This is a genomic window from Nocardioides baculatus, from assembly GCF_016735675.1.
Lineage (GTDB): Bacteria > Actinomycetota > Actinomycetes > Propionibacteriales > Nocardioidaceae > Nocardioides > Nocardioides baculatus.
This window is the reverse complement of sequence record NZ_JAERSG010000003.1, coordinates 365444-384778: the sequence shown is the minus strand read 5'-3', so window position 1 is coordinate 384778 and position 19335 is coordinate 365444. Positions and strand designations below refer to the sequence as shown.

Annotated in this window: 18 protein-coding genes and 1 pseudogene; 9 read left to right on the top strand and 10 right to left on the bottom strand. The window is 71.4% G+C overall.

All coding sequences use genetic code 11. From position 1 onward, the window contains the following. Positions 1 to 57: 57 nt before the first annotated feature. Positions 58 to 1545 (top strand): annotated as a pseudogene (locus JI751_RS11540) (glycine hydroxymethyltransferase); the annotation flags it as partial. 91 nt (positions 1546 to 1636) lie between these two features. Next, a complete protein-coding gene (locus JI751_RS11535; protein WP_201936338.1) occupies positions 1637 to 2188 on the top strand; it encodes a hypothetical protein in 552 nt (183 codons plus the stop codon). 3 nt (positions 2189 to 2191) lie between these two features. On the opposite strand, the gene JI751_RS11530 is transcribed toward JI751_RS11535, so the two are convergent. Then, positions 2192 to 2887 carry a response regulator gene (locus tag JI751_RS11530; protein ID WP_201936336.1) on the bottom strand — a complete coding sequence of 232 codons (696 nt, stop codon included), beginning with the start codon at positions 2885 to 2887 and terminating at the stop codon, positions 2192 to 2194. After that, positions 2884 to 4491, bottom strand: coding sequence for a sensor histidine kinase (locus JI751_RS11525; protein ID WP_201936334.1), 1608 nt, complete (start codon positions 4489 to 4491; stop codon positions 2884 to 2886). The genes JI751_RS11530 and JI751_RS11525 overlap by 4 nt, the downstream gene beginning before the upstream one ends. A gap of 153 nt (positions 4492 to 4644) precedes the next feature. Between JI751_RS11525 and JI751_RS11520 the strand changes: the two genes are divergently transcribed. Continuing rightward, entirely contained in the window at positions 4645 to 6009 is a 1365-nt protein-coding gene (locus JI751_RS11520; protein WP_201936333.1) for a cation:dicarboxylate symporter family transporter, read from the top strand. Positions 6010 to 6193: 184 nt separating this feature from the next. Here JI751_RS11520 and glgA read toward each other — a convergent pair whose 3' ends face one another. Continuing rightward, complete coding sequence (gene glgA, locus JI751_RS11515; protein WP_201936331.1) at positions 6194 to 7381, bottom strand: glycogen synthase; 1188 nt, start codon at positions 7379 to 7381, stop codon at positions 6194 to 6196. Positions 7382 to 7460: 79 nt separating this feature from the next. On the opposite strand from glgA, the gene glgC reads away from it, so the two are divergent. Next, positions 7461 to 8708, top strand: coding sequence for a glucose-1-phosphate adenylyltransferase (gene glgC, locus JI751_RS11510; protein WP_372440568.1), 1248 nt, complete (start codon positions 7461 to 7463; stop codon positions 8706 to 8708). Here the strand turns inward: glgC and JI751_RS11505 are convergent. Genes JI751_RS11505 through JI751_RS11490 form a run of 4 tightly spaced genes read right to left on the bottom strand, consistent with a single transcriptional unit; the run spans position 8705 to position 11021 of the window. Further along, positions 8705 to 9886 (bottom strand): RNA polymerase sigma factor, encoded by a 1182-nt coding sequence (locus JI751_RS11505; RefSeq protein ID WP_307814129.1) that lies wholly within the window; start codon positions 9884 to 9886, stop codon positions 8705 to 8707. The genes glgC and JI751_RS11505 overlap by 4 nt on opposite strands. Before the next feature lie 47 nt (positions 9887 to 9933). Continuing rightward, on the bottom strand, positions 9934 to 10290 hold the full coding sequence (locus JI751_RS11500) for a YciI family protein (protein ID WP_201936329.1): 357 nt from the start codon (positions 10288 to 10290) through the stop codon (positions 9934 to 9936). Next, positions 10287 to 10658 carry a YciI family protein gene (locus JI751_RS11495; protein WP_201936328.1) on the bottom strand — a complete coding sequence of 124 codons (372 nt, stop codon included), beginning with the start codon at positions 10656 to 10658 and terminating at the stop codon, positions 10287 to 10289. The genes JI751_RS11500 and JI751_RS11495 overlap by 4 nt, the downstream gene beginning before the upstream one ends. A 12-nt stretch (positions 10659 to 10670) precedes the next feature. Next, entirely contained in the window at positions 10671 to 11021 is a 351-nt protein-coding gene (locus JI751_RS11490) for a YciI family protein (RefSeq protein ID WP_201936327.1), read from the bottom strand. 149 nt (positions 11022 to 11170) lie between these two features. Here JI751_RS11490 and pgm point away from each other — a divergent pair, with 149 nt between their 5' ends. After that, positions 11171 to 12814, top strand: coding sequence for a phosphoglucomutase (alpha-D-glucose-1,6-bisphosphate-dependent) (gene pgm, locus JI751_RS11485; RefSeq protein WP_201936325.1), 1644 nt, complete (start codon positions 11171 to 11173; stop codon positions 12812 to 12814). Here pgm and JI751_RS11480 read toward each other — a convergent pair. From JI751_RS11480 to JI751_RS11470, 3 genes are all read right to left on the bottom strand, one after another. Next, positions 12795 to 13145, bottom strand: coding sequence for a hypothetical protein (locus tag JI751_RS11480; protein ID WP_201936324.1), 351 nt, complete (start codon positions 13143 to 13145; stop codon positions 12795 to 12797). The genes pgm and JI751_RS11480 overlap by 20 nt on opposite strands. 163 nt (positions 13146 to 13308) lie before the next feature. Continuing rightward, positions 13309 to 13620: a hypothetical protein gene (locus JI751_RS11475; protein ID WP_201936323.1), complete on the bottom strand. Its 312-nt coding sequence runs from the start codon at positions 13618 to 13620 to the stop codon at positions 13309 to 13311. Positions 13621 to 13703: 83 nt separating this feature from the next. Then, positions 13704 to 15353 (bottom strand): acyl-CoA dehydrogenase family protein, encoded by a 1650-nt coding sequence (locus JI751_RS11470; protein WP_372440564.1) that lies wholly within the window; start codon positions 15351 to 15353, stop codon positions 13704 to 13706. 61 nt (positions 15354 to 15414) lie between these two features. On the opposite strand from JI751_RS11470, the gene JI751_RS11465 reads away from it, so the two are divergent. The 4 genes from JI751_RS11465 to JI751_RS11450 all read left to right on the top strand — a co-directional run bounded on the left by JI751_RS11465 (position 15415) and on the right by JI751_RS11450 (position 19327). Further along, positions 15415 to 16380, top strand: coding sequence for a YihY/virulence factor BrkB family protein (locus JI751_RS11465; protein ID WP_201936321.1), 966 nt, complete (start codon positions 15415 to 15417; stop codon positions 16378 to 16380). Between the two features lie 95 nt (positions 16381 to 16475). After that, complete coding sequence (locus JI751_RS11460; protein WP_201937120.1) at positions 16476 to 17471, top strand: potassium channel family protein; 996 nt, start codon at positions 16476 to 16478, stop codon at positions 17469 to 17471. Positions 17472 to 17486: 15 nt separating this feature from the next. Beyond that, positions 17487 to 18110, top strand: a complete 624-nt coding sequence (locus tag JI751_RS11455) for a hypothetical protein (RefSeq protein WP_201936320.1) — start codon at positions 17487 to 17489, stop codon at positions 18108 to 18110. Positions 18111 to 18271: 161 nt separating this feature from the next. Next, positions 18272 to 19327 (top strand): SGNH/GDSL hydrolase family protein, encoded by a 1056-nt coding sequence (locus JI751_RS11450; protein WP_201936319.1) that lies wholly within the window; start codon positions 18272 to 18274, stop codon positions 19325 to 19327. Positions 19328 to 19335: the final 8 nt, after the last annotated feature.

The following is a 19335-nucleotide window of genomic DNA, read 5'->3' as shown; positions in this document are numbered from 1 at the left end:
CACACCCGCGCTCCGGTCAGCTCCGCCCCGCGCAGGTTCCCCCGGGCGTACGTCCACCTCCCGTACGCCGTCGACAGCGGCCGTTCCCGAGCCTCTAGTCTGGGCGCCATGACGGACTCCCTCATCAGCAGCGCGTACTCCCAGGCACTCGAGGTCATCGCGTCGGTCGAGCCGCGCATCGCCGAGGCCACCCGCAAGGAGCTCGCCGACCAGCGTGGCTCGCTCAAGCTGATCGCCTCGGAGAACTACGCCTCGCCGGCCGTGCTGATGACGATGGGCACCTGGTTCAGCGACAAGTACGCCGAGGGCACCGTCGGTCACCGCTTCTACGCCGGCTGCCAGAACGTCGACACGGTCGAGGCGCTCGCCGCCGAGCACGCCCGTGAGCTGTTCGGTGCCCCCTACGCCTACGTCCAGCCGCACTCCGGCATCGACGCCAACCTGGTGGCGTTCTGGTCGATCCTGGCCAACAAGGTGGAGACCCCCTACCTGCAGAAGATGCAGGCCAAGAACGTCAACGAGCTGACCGAGGCCGACTGGGAGACGCTGCGCCACGATTTCGGCAACCAGCGCCTGCTCGGGATGTCGCTCGACGCCGGCGGCCACCTCACCCACGGCTTCCGCCCCAACATCAGCGGCAAGATGTTCCACCAGCAGCAGTACGGAACCGACCCGGAGACCGGCCTGCTCGACTACGACGCGGTGGCCGCGAAGGCCCGCGAGTTCAAGCCGCTCGTGCTCGTCGCCGGCTACTCCGCCTACCCGCGCCGGGTGAACTTCGCCAAGATGCGCGAGATCGCCGATGAGGTCGGCGCCGTGCTGATGGTCGACATGGCGCACTTCGCCGGCCTGGTCGCGGGCAAGGTGTTCACCGGCGAGGAGAACCCGGTGCCCTACGCCCACATCACCACCACGACCACGCACAAGTCGCTGCGCGGCCCGCGCGGGGGCATGGTGCTGGCGCAGGAGGAGTTCGCGGCCGACGTCGACCGCGGCTGCCCGATGGTCCTCGGCGGTCCCCTCTCGCACGTGATGGCCGCCAAGGCCGTGGCCTTCGCCGAGGCGCGCACGACCGAGTTCCAGGGCTACGCGCAGAAGGTCGCCGACAACGCCAAGTCGCTGGCCGAGGGCTTCCTGACCCGCGGCGCCGACCTCGTCACCGGCGGCACCGACAACCACATCGTCCTGCTCGACGTGTCGTCCTTCGGCCTCACCGGCCGCCAGGCCGAGTCGGCCCTGCTGGACGCGGGCGTCGTGACCAACCGCAACTCGGTCCCGCAGGACTCCAACGGCGCCTGGTACACCTCCGGCGTCCGCCTCGGCACCCCCGCCCTCACCACCCGCGGCTTCGGCCACGACGAGTTCGACAAGGTCGCCGAGCTGATCGTCGACGTGCTGTCGAACACGACGGCGGGCACGACCAAGGCGGGCGACCCGAGCAAGGCGACCTACGTCCTGGGCGAGGGAGTCGCCGACCGCGTCACGAAGCAGTCGGCCGAGATGCTCGACAAGCACCCGCTCTACCCCGGGCTCGTGCTCGGCTGATCGACGTGCCGGCCGGACGATGGTCCTGCGGTCGCCACCCGGACGTGATGTGCTGTCGTGGGCACATGTCCACGACCACGGGGGTAGGGCCATGCGACGACTCGTCGCGTCTTCACTGATCGTTGCGTGCGCCACCCTGGCGACAGGGTGCGGCCTTGTCGACGCGGCCACGAAGGACCGTCCCGGCAAGTCCATCGGCTCCTTGCAGACGTTCGCGGCGCAGGACTGGGAGATCCAGCTCCCGTGCGACCCCCTGGAGACGAAGCAGGACACGCCCGTCGAGGGCCGCATCGAGCCGCTCACGCTCCGCGTGTGGTCGTGCGAGGACGCGGACACCGCCTACCTGGTGAGCACGGCGAAGCTGCCCGCCGACTCGCGGCCCGTCCTCGAGCGGGTGGCCCGCGGCGCCGCACAGGGTGTCGACGGAGAGCTCGTGAAGAGCAAGCCGGTGACCTATGCCGGGATCCCGGCGCGCGACGTCCGTATCGAGACGTCCTACGAGGGCGAGCCGGCGACCGCCTTCGGCCGGGTGATGGTGCGCGAGCAGGTCCTCTACCAGCTGCTGGTCATCGAGGTCGGCGAGCACACGACGAAGGCGCCGGAGCTCTACCGCACGATCATCGACTCGCTCTCCTTCGAGTGACCCTCACGTCCCGTCGTCGGTCGTCCAGACATAGCCGACCTCGGGACGCCCGGCGCCGCCGTAGCGCGGCGCGCGTGTCACCCGACCCTCGTCGGCCAGGTGCTCGAGGTAGCGGCGCGCGGTGACGCGCGAGACACCGACCTCCTCGGCAGCCTCACCCGCGGACAGGCCGTCCGGGCGCGCGCGGAGCGCGACGACGACCGCGCGCAGCGAGTCCAGGCTCATCCCCTTGGGCAGCGTGTCGCCGGTCGGGCGGGCGCGCAGGGCACCGAAGAGCTGGTCCACGTCGTCCTGCACCACGTCGGCGGGGGAGCGCTCGAGCTGCGCGCGGAACTCGGCGTACTGCTCGAGCTTGCCGCGGAACGCGGCGAAGGTGAACGGCTTGAGGAGGTAGAGCACGACCCCCTGCGACACGGCCCGCCGGACCACCTCGGTGTCGCGTGCCGAGGTGACGGCGATGACGTCGACCTGGCGGCCCTCGGCGCGCAGCCGCTGCAGCAGGCCGAGGCCGTGGCCGTCGGGGAGGTGCATGTCGAGCAGGACCAGGTCGACCGCGTCGTCCCGGTCGAGCAGGCGTACGGCCTCCCCGGCCGACCGTGCCACCCCGGCCAGCTCGAAGCCGGGGACGCGTCCGACGTAGGTCGCGTGCGCCTCCGCCGCGACCTCCTCGTCCTCGACGACGAGCACCCGCACGCTCATCGCGGTGCCACCTCCTCCACCGGAGTGCGTACGCCGACCACGAACCGCGCGCCGCCGAGCGGGGAGTCGGTGAGCTCGAGGGTGCCGCCGTGGCGCGAGACGACCTGGGAGACCATCGCCAGCCCGATGCCGCGGCCCTCCTGGGCCTTGCTCGACCAGCCGCGCTCGAGGACGTGGGCGCGGTCCTCGGGCGCGATGCCGGAGCCCGAGTCGTCGACGGCGACCCGCAGGGTGTCGGCGTCGCCGGCCAGGCTCACACGCACGCGCTGCGGCGTCGTGGACCTCGTCTCGGCCACGGCGTCGAAGGCGTTGTCGACGAGGTTGCCCACGAGGGTGACGAGGTCCCGGGGATCCACGGGGAGGTCCGCAGGCAGCGTGCCCGCGACCTCGAGGTCGATGCCGCGTTCGGCAGCCTGGGCGCTCTTGCCCAGGAGCAGCGCGGCGAGCACCGGTTCGTCGACGGCCGAGACGAGCTCGTCGGCGAGCCCCTGCGCCATCTCGAGCTCGGAGGTGGCGAACTCGACGGCCTGCTCCGCACGACCCATCTCCACCAGGGAGACGATGGTGTGCAGGCGGTTGGCCGCCTCGTGGTTCTGCGCGCGGAGCGAATCGGTGAGTCCGCGCACGAGGTCGAGCTCGCCCGTGACGGCCTGGAGCTCGGTGCGGTCGCGGATCGTGACCACCGCACCCACCTCGGCCTGGTCCCAGTAGGCGGGGGAGGAGCTGAGGACGAGGACCTGCTGGCCCAGCACGTAGGTCTGGTCGGCGACGGCCGTGCGCTGCTCGACCGCGCCGACGAGTCCCGGCGGCAGGCCGAGCTCGTCGAGCGAACGCCCCTCGACGTCCTCCGGGAGCGCGAGCAGGCGCCGGGCCTCGTCGTTGACCAGCTGCACGCGCTGGTCGGAGTCGACCAGGAGCAGTCCCTCGCGCACCGCGCCGAGGACGGCTCGGTAGTACTCGTACATGCGGGTGATCTCGCGCTCGCCCATGCCGTGCGTCTGGCGGCGCAGCCGCCGGGAGATCAGCCACGCGCCGAGCAGGCCGGCCAGCAGGGTGGCGCCTGCGGCGAGGCTGATCCGCGGCAGGTCGCCGACGAGCTGGCGGTCGAGCCGGTCCACCTTGATGCCGACCGCCACCAGCGCGACGACCTCGTCGTCGTCGACGACGGGCACGACCGCTCGCACCGACAGCCCGAGGGTGCCCACGTACTCCTGCGTGAACACCTGGCCCCGGGGTGCGCCGCCGAGGTCGCCCACGAAGGGGAGACCGATCTGCGCGGGGTCGGGGTGGGTGTAGCGGGTGCGGTCGGTGTCCATGATCACGACGAAGTCGGTGCCGGTGTCGCGGCGCACCTCTTCGGCGAAGGGCTGCAGCAGGGTCGTCGGGTCGGCGGTGTCCACCTCCTGCCGTACGAACGGAGAGTCGGCCACCGACCGCGCCACTGCGGTCGCCTGTGCGCGTGCGCTCTCGCGGGTGTCGTGGCGGGCGTCCCACGCGGCGAGCGCGACGGCGGTGACCACCAGGACGACGACCACGGCGACCTGCAGCAGCAGGATCTGGCGGGCCACGGGGCTCTCGCCCGGCTCGCTCGCCCGTCGTCGCATGCGGGCATTGTGCCGCACCCCCACGGGTGTTTCGGTCGGTCGACGAGGGGCGTGAACTCAACGAACAGAACGGTGACGGCCGTCACAGCACGTCGCACGATGTGACGGCGGGCACAGGCCCAGCCATCGAGCAGCACCTGAGTCGGAGGAACCATGAGCACAACCAACCCGGAGGCGACGGTCAAGCGGGACCGTACGCACTACCTCTACATCGCCGTCATCATCGCGGTGGTCCTCGGAGCCGTCGTCGGCCTCGTGTTCCCCGACTTCGCGGTGGGTCTCAAGTGGATCGGCACCACGTTCGTCGCGCTGATCAAGATGATGATCCAGCCGGTCATCTTCTGCACGCTCGTCATCGGCGTCGGGTCCGTGCGCAGCGCGGCCAGCGTCGGCAAGGTCGGTGGCCTCGCGCTCGCCTACTTCCTGACGATGTCGACCGTCGCCCTCGCGATCGGCATGGTCGTCGGCAACCTGCTCGACCCGGGCAAGGGCCTCAACCTGTCCGACGAGGTCGCCGGCGTCGGCAAGGAGCAGGCCGCGGAGGGGGCGGGCTCGACCACCGAGTTCATCACCGGCATCGTGCCCGACTCGCTGCTCTCGTCGCTCACCTCCGGCGAGGTGCTCCAGACGCTGCTCGTCGCGCTGCTGGTCGGCTTCGCCCTCCAGGCGATGGGCCGCGCCGGTGAGCCGATCCTCATCGGCATCGGCCACCTGCAGCGCCTCGTCTTCCGGGTGCTCGCGATGATCATGTGGGCCGCCCCGGTCGGCGCCTTCGCCGCCATCGCCGCCGTCGTCGGCGAGACCGGCGTCGACGCGCTCAAGAGCCTCGCGACGATCATGATCGCCTTCTACATCACCTGCGCCGTCTTCGTCTTCGGCATCCTCGGCCTGATCCTCAAGCTGGTGACGGGCGTCAACATCCTCCGGCTCTTCAAGTACCATGGCCGCGAGTTCCTGCTGATCGTCTCGACCTCGTCGTCCGAGTCGGCCCTGCCGCGCCTCATCGCCAAGATGAACCACGCCGGCGTCGAGAAGACCACGGTCGGCGTCGTGGTCCCGACGGGCTACTCGTTCAACCTCGACGGCACCGCGATCTACCTGACGATGGCCTCGATCTTCATCGCCGACGCCCTGGACAAGCCGCTCAGCATCGGCGAGCAGATCTCGCTCCTGCTGTTCATGATCATCGCCTCGAAGGGTGCCGCCGGTGTGACCGGCGCCGGACTCGCGACCCTGGCCGGTGGCCTGTCGTCGCACCGCCCGGAGCTCCTCGACGGCGTCGGCCTGATCGTCGGCATCGACCGTTTCATGTCGGAGGCCCGCGCGGTCACCAACTTCGCCGGCAACTCGGTCGCCACCCTGCTGATCGGTCAGTGGACCGGCACCATCGACCACGCCCAGCTGGAGCGGGTGCTCTCGGGCGAGGACCGGTTCGACGAGGCGACCATGGTCGACGACCACGACACCACGCCGCCGCCCGCCTCCCCGGCCGAGGAGCTCACCTCCGCCGGTCGCTGATCCACGACCCGAACGCCCCGGACCACCTGCGGTCCGGGGCGTTTCGGCGTACGCCGCTCTGGGTGGCGGCAGACGACATCCGGCGCGGCGTGGGTGGCGGCAGACGACATCCGATCCAGCCCTGTGCGTGTTGTGTGCCGCCACCCACCTGGACGAGGTGTCGTGTGCCGCCACCCAGGCGGCGTCAGGTCAGCGAGGCGTAGAGCTCGAGGGTGCGGGCGGCGATGGCGTCCCAGCTGAAGGACTGCTCGGCGCGGCGGCGGCCGGCGACGCCGTAGGCCCGGGCGCGGGCGGGGTCGCTCACGGCGTCGGTCAGTGCCGCGGCGAGGTCGGCGACGTACGTCTCGGGGTCGAGGGGCGTGCCGGTGCCGTCGGTGGCCTGCTCGATCGGGACGAGCCAGCCGGTCTCGTCGGGGACGACGACCTCGGGGATGCCGCCGGTGGCGGTGGCGACGACGGCGGTCTCGCAGGCCATCGCCTCGAGGTTCACGATGCCGAGCGGCTCGTAGATCGAGGGGCAGGCGAACACGGTGGCCGCGGTCAGCAGGGCGACGACGTCCGGCCGGGGGAGCATCTCGGCGATCCAGACGACGCCCGATCGCGTGGCGGCGAGCTCCGAGACGAGCTCGGTCACCTCGGCCATGATCTCCGGGGTGTCGGGCGCGCCGGCGCACAGCACCAGCTGGACCTCCGGCGGGAGCGCCGCCGCGGCCCGGAGGAAGAGCGGCAGGCCCTTCTGGCGGGTGATCCGGCCGACGAAGATCACGCTCGGCCGGTCGGGGTCGACACCGAGCTCGCGGACGCGGTCGGGGTTGTCGATGGGGGACCACTCCGTGGTGTCGATGCCGTTGTGCACGACGTGCACACGCGCCGGGTCGACCGCGGGATAGCTGCGCAGCACGTCGTCGCGCATCGCCGCGCTGACGGCGACGATCCCCGCGGCACTTTCGTAGGCCGTCTTCTCCGCCCAGCTCGACAGCGCGTAGCCGCCGCCCAGCTGCTCGGCCTTCCACGGCCGCATCGGCTCGAGGGAGTGGGCGCTGACCACGTGCGGGATGCCGTGCATCAGTGACGCGAGGTGGCCGGCCATGTTGGCGTACCAGGTGTGCGAGTGCACGAGGTCGGCACCGGCGCAGTCGTCGACCATCGCCAGGTCGACGCCGAGCGTGCGGATCGCCGCATTGGCGTCCGCGAGCGACGCGGGCTCGGCGTACGCCGTCGTGCCGGGCTCCGAGCGCGGCGCGCCGAAGCAGCGCACGCGGGCGTCGACGTCGGGCAGCACCCGCAGCGCCCGGACGAGCTCGGCGACGTGGACGCCGGCGCCGCCGTAGACCTCCGGTGGGTACTCCTTGCTGAGGACGTCGATGCGCATGCTCCGACCGTAGTGGCAAAACGCGCGACCGAGGGAGGTCGACCGCGCCCCGCCGGACGGCTAGTTTCGTCGCATGGCCATCACGCCCCCGCGCAAGAAGGTCCTCGCAGTCGTCCTGGCCGGCGGTGAGGGCAAGCGTCTGATGCCGTTGACCGCCGATCGGGCCAAACCGGCGGTCCCGTTCGGCGGGATCTACCGCCTCATCGACTTCGCGCTGTCCAACGTCGTGAACTCCGGCTACCTCAAGGTCGTCGTGCTCACGCAGTACAAGTCCCACAGCCTCGACCGCCACGTCACGACGACGTGGCGGATGTCCAACCTGCTGGGCAACTACGTCACCCCGGTGCCCGCGCAGCAGCGCGTCGGCAAGCGGTGGTACCTCGGCAGCGCCGACGCGATCTACCAGTCCCTCAACCTGCTCACCGACGAGCAGCCCGACATCGTCGTCGTGGTCGGCGCCGACCACGTCTACCGGATGGACTTCTCGCAGATGGTCGCCGACCACGTGGAGTCGGGCGCCGGCTGCACGGTCGCGGCGATCCGCCAGCCGATCAGCCTCGCCGACCAGTTCGGCGTGATCGACGTCGACCCGGGCGACCCGCAGAAGATCCGTGCGTTCCTCGAGAAGCCGACCGACCCGGTCGGCCTGCCGGACTCGCCCGACGAGGTGCTGGCGAGCATGGGCAACTACGTCTTCACCGCCGACGCGCTGCGCGACGCCGTGACCCGCGACGCCGAGCTGGAGACCTCCAAGCACGACATGGGTGGCGACATCGTGCCGTGGTTCGTCGACAAGTCGGAGTCGTCGGTCTACGACTACAAGGACAACGAGGTGCCCGGCTCGACCGACCGCGACCGTGGCTACTGGCGTGATGTCGGGACCATGCGCTCCTACTACGAGGCGCACAAGGACCTCGTCTCGCCGCTGCCGGTCTTCAACCTCTACAACAGCGCCTGGCCGATCTACACCAGCTACGGCCCGCACCCGCCGGCCAAGCTGGTCGAGGGCGCCAGCGGAGCCGGGGTCTCGACCTTCAACTCGATCCTGTCGCCCGGGGTCGTCATCACCGGCGGGACCGTCAACAGCTCGGTGCTGTCACCGGCGGTGTGGGTCAAGGACGGAGCGGAGGTCTCCGACTCGGTGCTGATGGACGGCGTACGCATCGGCGAGGGCGCCATCGTGCGCAACGCGATCCTCGACAAGGGCGTCGTCGTGCCGCCGGGCGTCCAGATCGGTGTCGACCACGAGGCCGACCGCGCCCGCGGGTTCGTCGTCGACGACGGCCTCACGGTCCTGGCCAAGCAGCAGGCGGTCCCCGAGGGCTAGAGGGAGGCGCGCTGCCGCTCGAGGAACTCCCGCTCGACGTCGTTGTCACACGCCGCGATCGCCTGGTCGTACGCCGCCCGCGCGGCGTCGGTGTCACCCGAGCGAGCCAGCAGCTCGGCGCGCACCGCGGCGGGCCGGTGGCTCGACGGGATCTCCAGTCCCTCGAGCGCCGCGAGCCCTGCGGCGGCACCGCGGTCCTCCGCGACGGCGACCGCGCGAGCCAGCCGGGCGGACGGCGAGGGCGACACGTGGAGCAGGAGGTCGTAGAGCCCCACGACGCGGTCCCACCGGGTGTCGTCGGCGGTGGGCGCGGTGGCGTGCTCGGCCGCGATCCGCGCCTGGAGGGCGTACGACGCCGTGAGCGGGGTGACCGGGCCGGCGAGCACCGGACCCGTCAGGAGCCGGAGCGCCTCGGCGACGTCGTCGTGGTGCCACCGCCGCCGGTCCTGGTCGGCGAGCAGGACGAGACGGCCGTCGCTCACGCGGGCGTCGCGACGCGAGTGCTGGAGCAGCATGAGGGCGAGGAGCGCGACCAGCGCTGGCTCGTCGGGCCGGAGCCCGAGCACCACCCGGGCGAGCCGGATCGCCTCGCCCGACAGGTCGGCACGCAGCAGGTCGGGGCCCGAACCGGGCGCGTAGCCGGCGGTGAAGGCCAGGTAGGTCGTCTGCGCCACGATGTCGAGCCGCTCGGGCAGCACGGCGGCGTCGGGCACGGCGAACGGGATCCCGGCGCCGACGATCCTCTTCTTCGCCCGGGCGATCCGGGCGGCCATCGTCGGCTCGGGCACCAGGAAGAGCCGGGCGATGTCGGCCGTCGGCACGCCGAGGACCAGCCGCAGGCTGAGCGCGCCGGCCGACTCGGGCGCGAGCGCCGGGTGGGCGCACATGAGCACCAGCCGGAGCACGTCGTCCTCGACGAGGCTGCCGCTGTCGGCCATCGTGCGCGCTCCTTCCTGCTGGCGCTCGGCGTCGGTGAGCAGCATCGGGAGCTTGCGCTGGGCGACGCCCTCCGTGCGCAGCCGGTCGAGCACCCGCCGCTTGGCGGCGGTCATCAACCACCCGGCGGGATTGTCGGGGGTGCCGTCGACCGGCCAGGTGCGGCTGGCCGCCTCGACGGCGTCGCCAAGGGCGTCCTCGACGAGGTCGAGCCGACGGAACTGCGACAGGAGCAGGGCCACCAGACGACCCCACTCCTGTCGCACGACCTCCTCGAGGGCTGGATCTCTCAGAGCGTCACGTCCACGGTCGGGTGGATCTGGATGTCGTAGGGCGGCAGGATCCGCAGCAGCTCCACGACGACGTCGAGGTCGGGCGCCTCGAGCAGGTAGAACCCGCCCATGCCCTCGATCACCTCGGCGTAGGGACCGTCGGTGAGCGCGACCCTGCCCGCCGTCGTACGCATCACGGTCGCGTCGCGGGAGTCGCTCAGCGCCTCACCGGCGAGCAGCTCGACGCCCTCCCGCGCGCGGCAGGCCGCGTCGAACTCGCCGAACTTCGCCATCGCGTCGCCCTGCTCGCCCTCCGTCTGCTCGGACCACGGCTTCTCCGCACCGTCCCCGATGAGCAGCACCAGGTACTTCATGACGCCACCTCCTCGTGGTCGACACAGGCTCGGACCTCGACCGCATCACCCGTGCCCGCCAGGATCATGCAGCACTCCATCAGGTCGTCGAGGTCGGCGCTCGTGACGACGTAGTAGCCGCCCACCTGCTCGGCCGTCTCGGCCCACGGGCCGTCGGTGACCGTCGCGGAGTGCGGGGCGATCGTGCGTGCCCAGGAAGCACGGTGCAGCTCGGCCCCACCCGTGATCGTGTGTCCACCCTCGGCCAGGCGCGCGGTGAACCGGTCGTGCGCGGCCATCGCGGCCGCCCGCTCCTCGTCCGTGGTGTCGGTCCACCAGCGCTCGTTGTCGCCGATCAGGAGGACGACGTACTCCGTCGTGTCGGTCATGTCAGTCGTCCCTCACTCCGCCATCCGGCGGATCTCGAGGAGCTCGCCCCGGGACGACCACCGCTCGCACGCCGCGCGAAGGTCTGCCTCGTCGTCCGAGCGGACCAGGTAGAAGCCCACGACCTGCTCGGCCGACTCGGTGAACGGGCCGTCGGTGACCAGGGTCCCGCCCGCGCCGTCGGGACGCATCGAGGTGGCGGCTGCCGACGGCTCCAGGGGGCCGGCGACGAGCAGCTCGTGGCCACCCGCCTTCAGGTCCTCGTGGAACTGCTGGTGGGAGCGCATGCCCTTCTCGTGCTCCTCGGGCGGCAGGTCCGCCCACTCGGCCTCGGGTGCGGGCAGCAGGATCATGTAGCGGCTCATCGGTGTGGCTCTCCTCCAGGAGGTGTGTCGGACCGCAGGACTGCGACCTCATCACTCTGACGGACCGACCCTGCCCGATTCGACAACGCGCGACACCTTTCTCGCCCGCCACCGTCGACGCCGGTTGCGCGACCCACCAAGATGGGCGCATGGCCACCCACGAGAGAGCCGGACAGCCCGCCCGCACCGAGGACCTGGTGGACGTCGCCCACCTCGTCACGGCCTACTTCGACCTCGAGCCCGATCCCGACGACGTGTCGCAGCAGGTCGCGTTCGGCACCAGCGGGCACCGCGGCACCTCGCTCACCACGTCCTTCAACGAGGTTCACATCGCTGCCACCACCCAGGCGATCTGCGACTACCGCAAGGAGCAGGGCTACGACGGGCCGCTCTTCATCGGCCGCGACACCCACGCCCTGTCCGAGCCCGCGTGGGCCACGGCGCTCGAGGTGCTCGTCGCCAACGACGTGGCCGTGCTGGTCGACGACCGCGACGGCTTCACCCCGACCCCTGCGGTGAGCCACGCGATCATCCGCGCCAACCAGGGGCGTACGACCGGGGCCGGGCTCGCCGACGGCATCGTGGTCACGCCGTCGCACAACCCGCCGCAGGACGGCGGCTTCAAGTACAACCCGCCGCACGGCGGCCCTGCCGACTCCGACGCGACCAGCGTGATCGCCGCGCGGGCCAACGAGCTGATCCGCGGCAACATCGAGGGCGTCAAGCGGGTGACCTTCGCCAAGGCGCGCGCAGCCGTCGGGTCCTACGACTTCATGGGGACCTACGTCGACGACCTCCCGCAGGTGCTCGACCTCGACGCGATCCGCGACGCGGGCTTCCGCATCGGCGCCGACCCGCTGGGTGGCGCGAGCGTCGCCTACTGGGGCGAGATCGCCGACCGGCACCGGCTCGACCTGTCGGTCGTGAACCCGTTGGTCGACCCGACGTGGCGCTTCATGACGCTCGACTGGGACGGCAAGATCCGGATGGACTGCTCCTCGCCCCACGCGATGGCCTCGCTGGTCGGCCGCAAGGACGAGTACGCGGTCGCGACCGGCAACGACGCCGACGCCGACCGGCACGGCATCGTGACCCCCGACGCCGGCCTGATGAACCCCAACCACTTCCTCTCCGTCGCCATCGGCTACCTCTTCGGTGGTGCCCGGCCCGGCTGGCCGGAGACCGCGCGGATCGGCAAGACGCTCGTCTCCAGCTCGATGATCGACCGGGTGGCCGCGGCGATCGGCAAGCCGCTCGTGGAGGTGCCGGTCGGCTTCAAGTGGTTCGTGCCCGGCCTGATGGACGGCTCGTTCGGCTTCGGCGGCGAGGAGTCCGCCGGCGCGTCCTTCCTGCGGCGCGACGGCTCGTCGTGGACGACGGACAAGGACGGCATCCTGCTGGCGCTCCTCGCGAGCGAGATCCTGGGTGTCACCGGGAAGACGCCCAGCGAGCACTACGCCGAGCTGGTCGCGCAGCACGGCGACCCGGCCTACGCCCGGATCGACGCCCCGGCCACCCGCGAGGAGAAGGCCAAGCTCGGCGCGCTCTCGCCCGACGACGTCAGCGCGACGTCGCTGGCGGGGGAGGAGATCACCGGCAAGCTCACCGAGGCGCCCGGCAACGGCGCGAAGATCGGTGGCCTCAAGGTCACCACCGAGTCCGCGTGGTTCGCCGCCCGTCCGAGCGGCACCGAGGACGTCTACAAGATCTACGCGGAGTCGTTCCGCGGGCCCGAGCACCTCGCCCAGGTGCAGGACGAGGCGCGGGAGGTCGTCAGTACGGCTTTGCAGTGAGGAAGTAGTGCTCGCCGCGGGTCTGGCCCGGAACGTTCACCGGGCCGGCCTCGATCGGCCCGGAGCTGCCGGCCCCGTGCGAGCGGGCTCCGGCGCCCACCGGGTCGTCCTCCATCGCCGCGCGGGAGAACGTCACGGCGGCGACCTGGTCGAGCCGGACGAGGGACTGGTTCCCGGCACCGTCGTCGAGGACGGCGCCCAGCCCGTCGCACCCGAGGACGCGGCCTTCGATCCAGTAGCCCTCGACGAGGATCTTCACGGGCGTGCCCGTGTCCTCTGCGCGTCGCAGCAACGTGCCGACGCTGAGCATCGTGCTGGAGATCTTCGTCATGCCGTACCCCCACAGGTATCAGTCGTGCAGCCCCCACAGCCGCAGTGGGACGAACGTATGCCGCGTCTGCAGCGCCGGATTGCCGATGACCCGAGCGTGGGCGAGGACTTCGGGGAAACTTGATGATCGGCGCGTTCTCACGCGGGGGCTGGTCTGGACCGGGTCAGGAGGACGTGACCGGACCCGCCTCGATGGGCTCGCGGACGCGTCGGCCGTGAGACCGCACCTCCTGCTCCTCCGAGCCTGCCTCGGCATCGATCTCGGCGCGCGAGAAGCCCACAGCGGTGATGCTGTCGAGGCGCACGAGCACCTGCCCGTCCGGCCCCTCCTCGAGGACCACGCCGTGCTGGTCGGCCGCGACGATCCGGCCGTCGAGCCAGCACCCGTCGACGAGCACCCGGACGGACGCGCCCGAGTCCTGGGCGTGCCGCAGCAGGGTGCCGACGGTGAAGAGCGTGCTGGACCTGCTGGACAACGTCCGACCTCCTCAAGGAACTGTCAACGGTAGTACGTCGACGAGGTCTGCGGGCCCTTTGGGTCAGGAAAGTCCTGACGCCTTCACCCCCAGGGAGTGGCCCGGTCCACGATCTCCCGCAGCGAGCCGCTCGTCAGCATCCCGAACGTGCCGCCGTACGACGTCCCGAACCGACTGCTGCAGAAGGCGTCCGCGACCTCGGCCGGGGCGAAGCGGACGAGCAGCGAGCCCTGGAGGCAGGCGGCCATCCGACCCGCGAGCAGCCGCGCACCCGACTCGAGGGCGCCGGAGTCGCCCATTCCCTCACCCAGGAGAGCCAGGGTGTCGTCGACGGCCCGGTCGAGGCGGCTGTCCGCCCCGCGCGCGGCGCCGACCTCGGTGATCCACGCCTGGAGGACCTCCGGCTCGCGGCCCAGGGCGCGCAGCACGTCGAGGGCGTTGACGTTGCCCGAGCCCTCCCAGATCGAGTTCAGCGGCGACTCGCGGAACAGCAGCGGCAGCCCCGAGTCCTCGACGTAGCCGTTGCCACCGAGGCACTCGAGCGCCTCGGCGACCATCGCCGGCGTGCGCTTGCAGACCCAGAACTTGGCGAGGGGGAGCGCGATGCGGCGCAGGGCGACCTCGTGGGGGTCCCCGGGCCGGTCGACCGCCGAGGCGAGCCGCATCGCCAGCGCGGTGGCGGCCTCCGACTCGACGGCCAGGTCGGCGACGACGTTCTGCATCAGCGGCTTGTCGACGAGCGGCCCGCCGAAGGCCGAGCGGTGCGCCACGTGCCACGAGGCCTCCGCCAGCGCGTGCCGCATCAACGACGCCGAGCCGAGCACGCAGTCGAGGCGGGTCGCCGCGACCATGTCGATGATGGTCCGCACGCCGCGGCCCTCGTCGCCGAGTCGCTGGGCCAGCGTGCCGTCGAGCTCGAGCTCGCTGGAGGCGTTGGACCGGTTGCCGAGCTTGTCCTTGAGCCGCACCACGTCGATCCGGTTGCGGGTGCCGTCGGCGAGCACGCGCGGGACGACGAAGCAGGTCATCCCGCCCTCGGCCTGGGCGAGCACGAGGAAGACGTCGTTCATCGGCGCCGAGGTGAACCACTTGTGGCCGTGCAGCGTGTACCACCCGTCCTCCGCGGTCGGCAGCGCGCGGGTCTGGTTGGCCCGCACGTCGGAGCCGCCCTGCTTCTCGGTCATCCCCATCCCCGCGAGCGCGCCGAGCTTCTCGGTCCGCGGTCGCACGCCCGGGTCGTAGGACCGCGCCGCCAGGAGGGGGGTCCACTCCTTGGCGATCGCGTCGTCGGCCCGCAGCGCCGGCACGGCGGCGTACGTCATCGAGATCGGGCAGCCGTGGCCGGGCTCGGTCTGCGACCACGCGAAGAAGCCGGCCGCGCGCCGCAGGTGGGCGTGCGCGTCCCCGCCGTCCTGCTGCTCCCACGGTGCCGCCTGCAGGCCGTGGCCGACCGCGCGCTCCATCAGCCAGTGCCACGACGGGTGGAACTCGACCTCGTCGATCCGGTTGCCGAACCTGTCGTACGTCGTCAGCTCGGGGTGGTGGCGGTTGGCGAGCCGGCCGTGCTCGCGGGCCTCCGCGGTGCCGGCCTCGGCGCCGAGCGGGGCGAGCTCCTCGACGAGGTCGGCCGACCCGTAGCGGGTGACCGCCTCGGTCAGGGCGGCGTCGGAGGTGACGACGTTGTGCCCGATCAGCGGGGGTGTCTGGTTCGTGGCCGCGCGGAGGTCGCTCATGCGCATAACGTAGAGCGTGGTGAAGCGGCTCGCGGGCGGGTGCTCGACTAGCGTTGGCGGCATGGTCGAGGCGCGCGAGCAGAACCCTGCCCCGCGCCGGATCGAGGTCCTCGCCCGCAGTGGTCGTGAGCACCTCTGGCGGGTGATCGTGACGACGGTCGGCTCGTGCCTGCGCAACCGGGTCACCGGGCTGGCGGCCGAGGCGGCGTTCTTCGCGGTGCTGTCGGTGCCGCCGCTGGTGTTCGCGCTCGCCGGTGCCGTCGGCTACGTCAGCGACAGCTTCAGCGCGACCCAGGTCGACGACATCCGCAACGCGGTGCTGGAGGTGTCGCGCCAGGCGCTCACCGAGAGGGCCGTCAACAGCATCATCCGCCCCACCATCGACACCGTCCTGGACGGCGGTCGCTACGACGTGATCTCGATCGGGTTCATCCTCGCGCTGTGGTCGGGATCGCGCGCGCTCAACGTCTTCGTCGACACCATCACGATCATGCACGGCCTCGGCGGGCACCGCGGGATCGTGGCGACACGGGCGCTGTCGTTCGTGCTCTACGTGCTGGCGATGATCACGGGCGCGATCAGCATCCCGCTGGTGGTGGCCGGCCCGACGCTGGTCGACCGGGTGCTGCCCGAACGGCTCGACTTCGTCAACAGCCTCTACTGGCCGCTCGTCCTCGCGCTGTGCATCTGCTTCCTCGCCACGCTCTACCACGTGTCCGTCCCGGTGCGGACGAAGTGGACGTTCAACCTGCCCGGTGCGACGTTCTCGCTGTTCTGCTGGGTCGCCGGGTCCTACGTCCTGCGGTGGGTGCTCACGGTCACCGCGGCCGAGTCGCGGTCGATCTACGGCCCGCTGGCCGCCCCCATCGCCGTGCTGCTCTGGCTCTACCTCCTCGCCCTCGCCGTGCTGATCGGCGCGGCCGTCAACGCGGCCTTCGACACCGTCTTCCCGCAGAAGACGACGACGCGCGCGCGGCTCGAGATGGTGCAGCGCCTGCGCGAGCGCATGGGCGTGCGAGACTCCTGACCGTGTCGACGTCGAGCCACCAGCCCAGCGTCGGCCGGGTGTCCCTCCCCGAGCGCAACCGCTCGCCGTGGTGGGAGCTGGCCCGGCGGCTGCTGATGGCGCTCGGCATCCTCGTGGGCACGGTGCTGCTGGTCTACCTCGACCGCGAGGGCTACGTCGACGGCAACGACCCGAACAACGAGATCAGCCTCCTCGACGCCTTCTACTACACGACCGTCACGCTCAGCACGACCGGCTACGGCGACATCGCCCCGTTCACCCCCCAGGCCCGGCTGGTCAACGCACTGGTGATCACACCGGCGCGCATCGCCTTCCTGGTCCTGCTGATCGGCACCACGCTCGAGGTCCTCGCCTCCCAGGGGCGCGAGATGATCCGGGTCTCCCGATGGAGGAAGAAGATGGACCAGCACGTCGTCGTCGTCGGCTACGGCACCAAGGGCCGCAGCGCGATCGAGACCCTCGTCAACAACGGCTACGAGCGCGAGGCGATCACGGTGGTGGACCCGAGCCCCGTCGCCGTCGCCGACGGCAACCGCGACGGGATGGTCGTGATCGCCGGCGACGCCACCCGTCGCGGCGTGCTGCGCCAGGCCGAGGTGGAGAAGGCCACCCACGTCATCATCACCACCGACCGTGACGACTCCAACGTCCTCGTCACGCTGACCGTCCGCCAGCTCAACCCCGACGCCTGGATCGTCGCCGCCGTGCGCGAGCACGAGAACGTCCCGCTGATGCGGCAGTCCGGCGCCAACTCGGTCATCACCTCCTCCGACGCCGTCGGGCGGCTGCTCGGCCTCTCGTCGATGTCGCCGACCCTCGGCTCGGTGATGGAGGACCTGATGACGTACGGCGAGGGGCTGGAGGTCGCCGAGCGCGACCTGCTCGTCAACGAGGTCGGCAAGCAGCCGCAGCGCCTGCCCGACCAGGTGATCGCCGTCGTCCGCGACGAGAAGGTCTACCGCTACTTCGACCCGGTGGTCTCGCTGCTCGCCCGCGGCGACCGCCTCATCGTCGTACGCCCGGCCAAGGAGCTGCCGTGGGCGCCGCGCCCCGGCACGCACGGCGAAGAGCTCGCCGACGAGGACGACTGACGTGGTGGTGGTCCGGTGATCGCCTCGCACGCCCACCGGTTCGTCTTCGTCAAGACGCGCAAGACCGCCGGCACCAGCCTCGAGATCGCGCTGTCACGCCACTGCGGACCCGACGACATCGTCACCAGGATCAGCCCGGCCGACGAGGAGCTGCGCGCCGCCGCCGGGGGAGTGCCTCCGCAGAACGACGACACCGACCCCAGCTCGTACGCCCACATGGGTGCGCGCCGGGTCATCCAGGTGATCGGCCAGCAGACCTGGGACGACTACTTCACCTTCGCCGTCGAGCGGAACCCGTTCGACGTGGTGGCGTCGTCGTGGCGCTACAGCGCGCGCAAGCCGAGCTTCTCCAAGACGTTCGCCGAGTTCGTCCGCACCCCGCGGCGACTCGACCGGCTGGCGCTCAACGAGCGGCTCTACCGGATGGGCGGCCGCGTGATCTGCGACGAGGTCTACCGCTACGAGGAGCTGCCGGCCGCTGTCGCCGACATCTCGTCCCGCCTGGGGTTGGACCTCGACCTTCCGCACGCCAAGCAGGGGAGCGGCCCGCACTACCGCGAGCTCTACGGCCCGGGCGACGCCGAGATCGTGGCCGAGCGGTTCGAGCGCACGATCCGCGAGTTCGGCTACGAGTTCTGAGACCGACTCCTCGGCGTCGCCTCACCCCGAAGGAGCACCGGCGCCGCGTCGCACGTGGCAGGATCGTCGGCGTCATCAGATTCGGGGGAATCGTGTTCGGGCTCATGCTCGCTGCAGCGCTGGTTGCTGGACTCACGTCCACTGCGACCGCGGCTGCGCCCATGCCGCACGTCGGAGTGAGCACGACCACGCGGGTCATGGTGGTCGGCGACTCGGTCACCCACGGCCTCTCCGGGGACTACACGTGGCGCTACTTCTCGTGGCAAGGCCTCCAGCGGACGGGTGCCCGCGTGGACCTCGTCGGTCCACACCGCGGCACGTACTCCGACGAGGGCTGGTTCGCCGGCGACTATGCCGACCCGGGCTTCGACCAGGACCACGCCTCGAGGTACGGGCTCTCGATGTGGGAGACGCTCTTCTTCCCCGGCGGTGAGCGAACTCCGTCGGTCGCGGAGCTGATGACGTACGAGCCCGACGTGATCGTCGAAGCGCTCGGGGTCAACGACCTCATGGTGCTGAACCAGACGCCCGATGACCTGGCCCGCTATGTCGCGGAGTTCATCACCAAGGCCCGGGCCGTGAACCCAGGCGTGGATGTCGTCGTCGTGCCACTGCCGCAGGTCTGGATCGGGGCCGCGCCGACCTACAACGCGTACCTACCGGCACTCGCCGACGACATGTCCACCGTCGAGTCGCGCATCGTGGTGGCACCGTTGGCGGAGTTCACACGGGGGGTGGAGACGTTCGACGACGCCCACCCGACCGTCATCGGCATGCGCAAGATCGCAGCCGCCGTCTCGGCGGGCCTGGAGGAGCTCGGGATCGGCCGGGCGATCCTGATGCCGGAGCCCGGTGTGTCGGAACAGCCCGGCCCATCGACGCTTCCTGTTCCGACGCCGACGCCGACGCCGACGCCGCCGGCCCCAGCGGCGACCGCGCCGACCGTGACGACTGCACCGACCCCTCCTCCGTTCGCCGCCGCCCCGGTCCCGCCTCGCCACGTGCGCGCCGTGCTTGCGGAGCGGCGCACCACGGTGACCTGGCGTCGGGTTCGGCGGGCGACGAGCTACAGCGTGCGGTGCGGCCAGGTCCGCCGGACGGCCACGGGTAGTCGTGCGGTGCTCCGAGCCGCGACCAGGCAGTGCGCCGTTCGCGCACGGAACGCAGGTGGCGCGAGCAGCTGGGTGCGCGTGGGCGTCGATCGCGGGCAGCCGTAGCGTCGAGC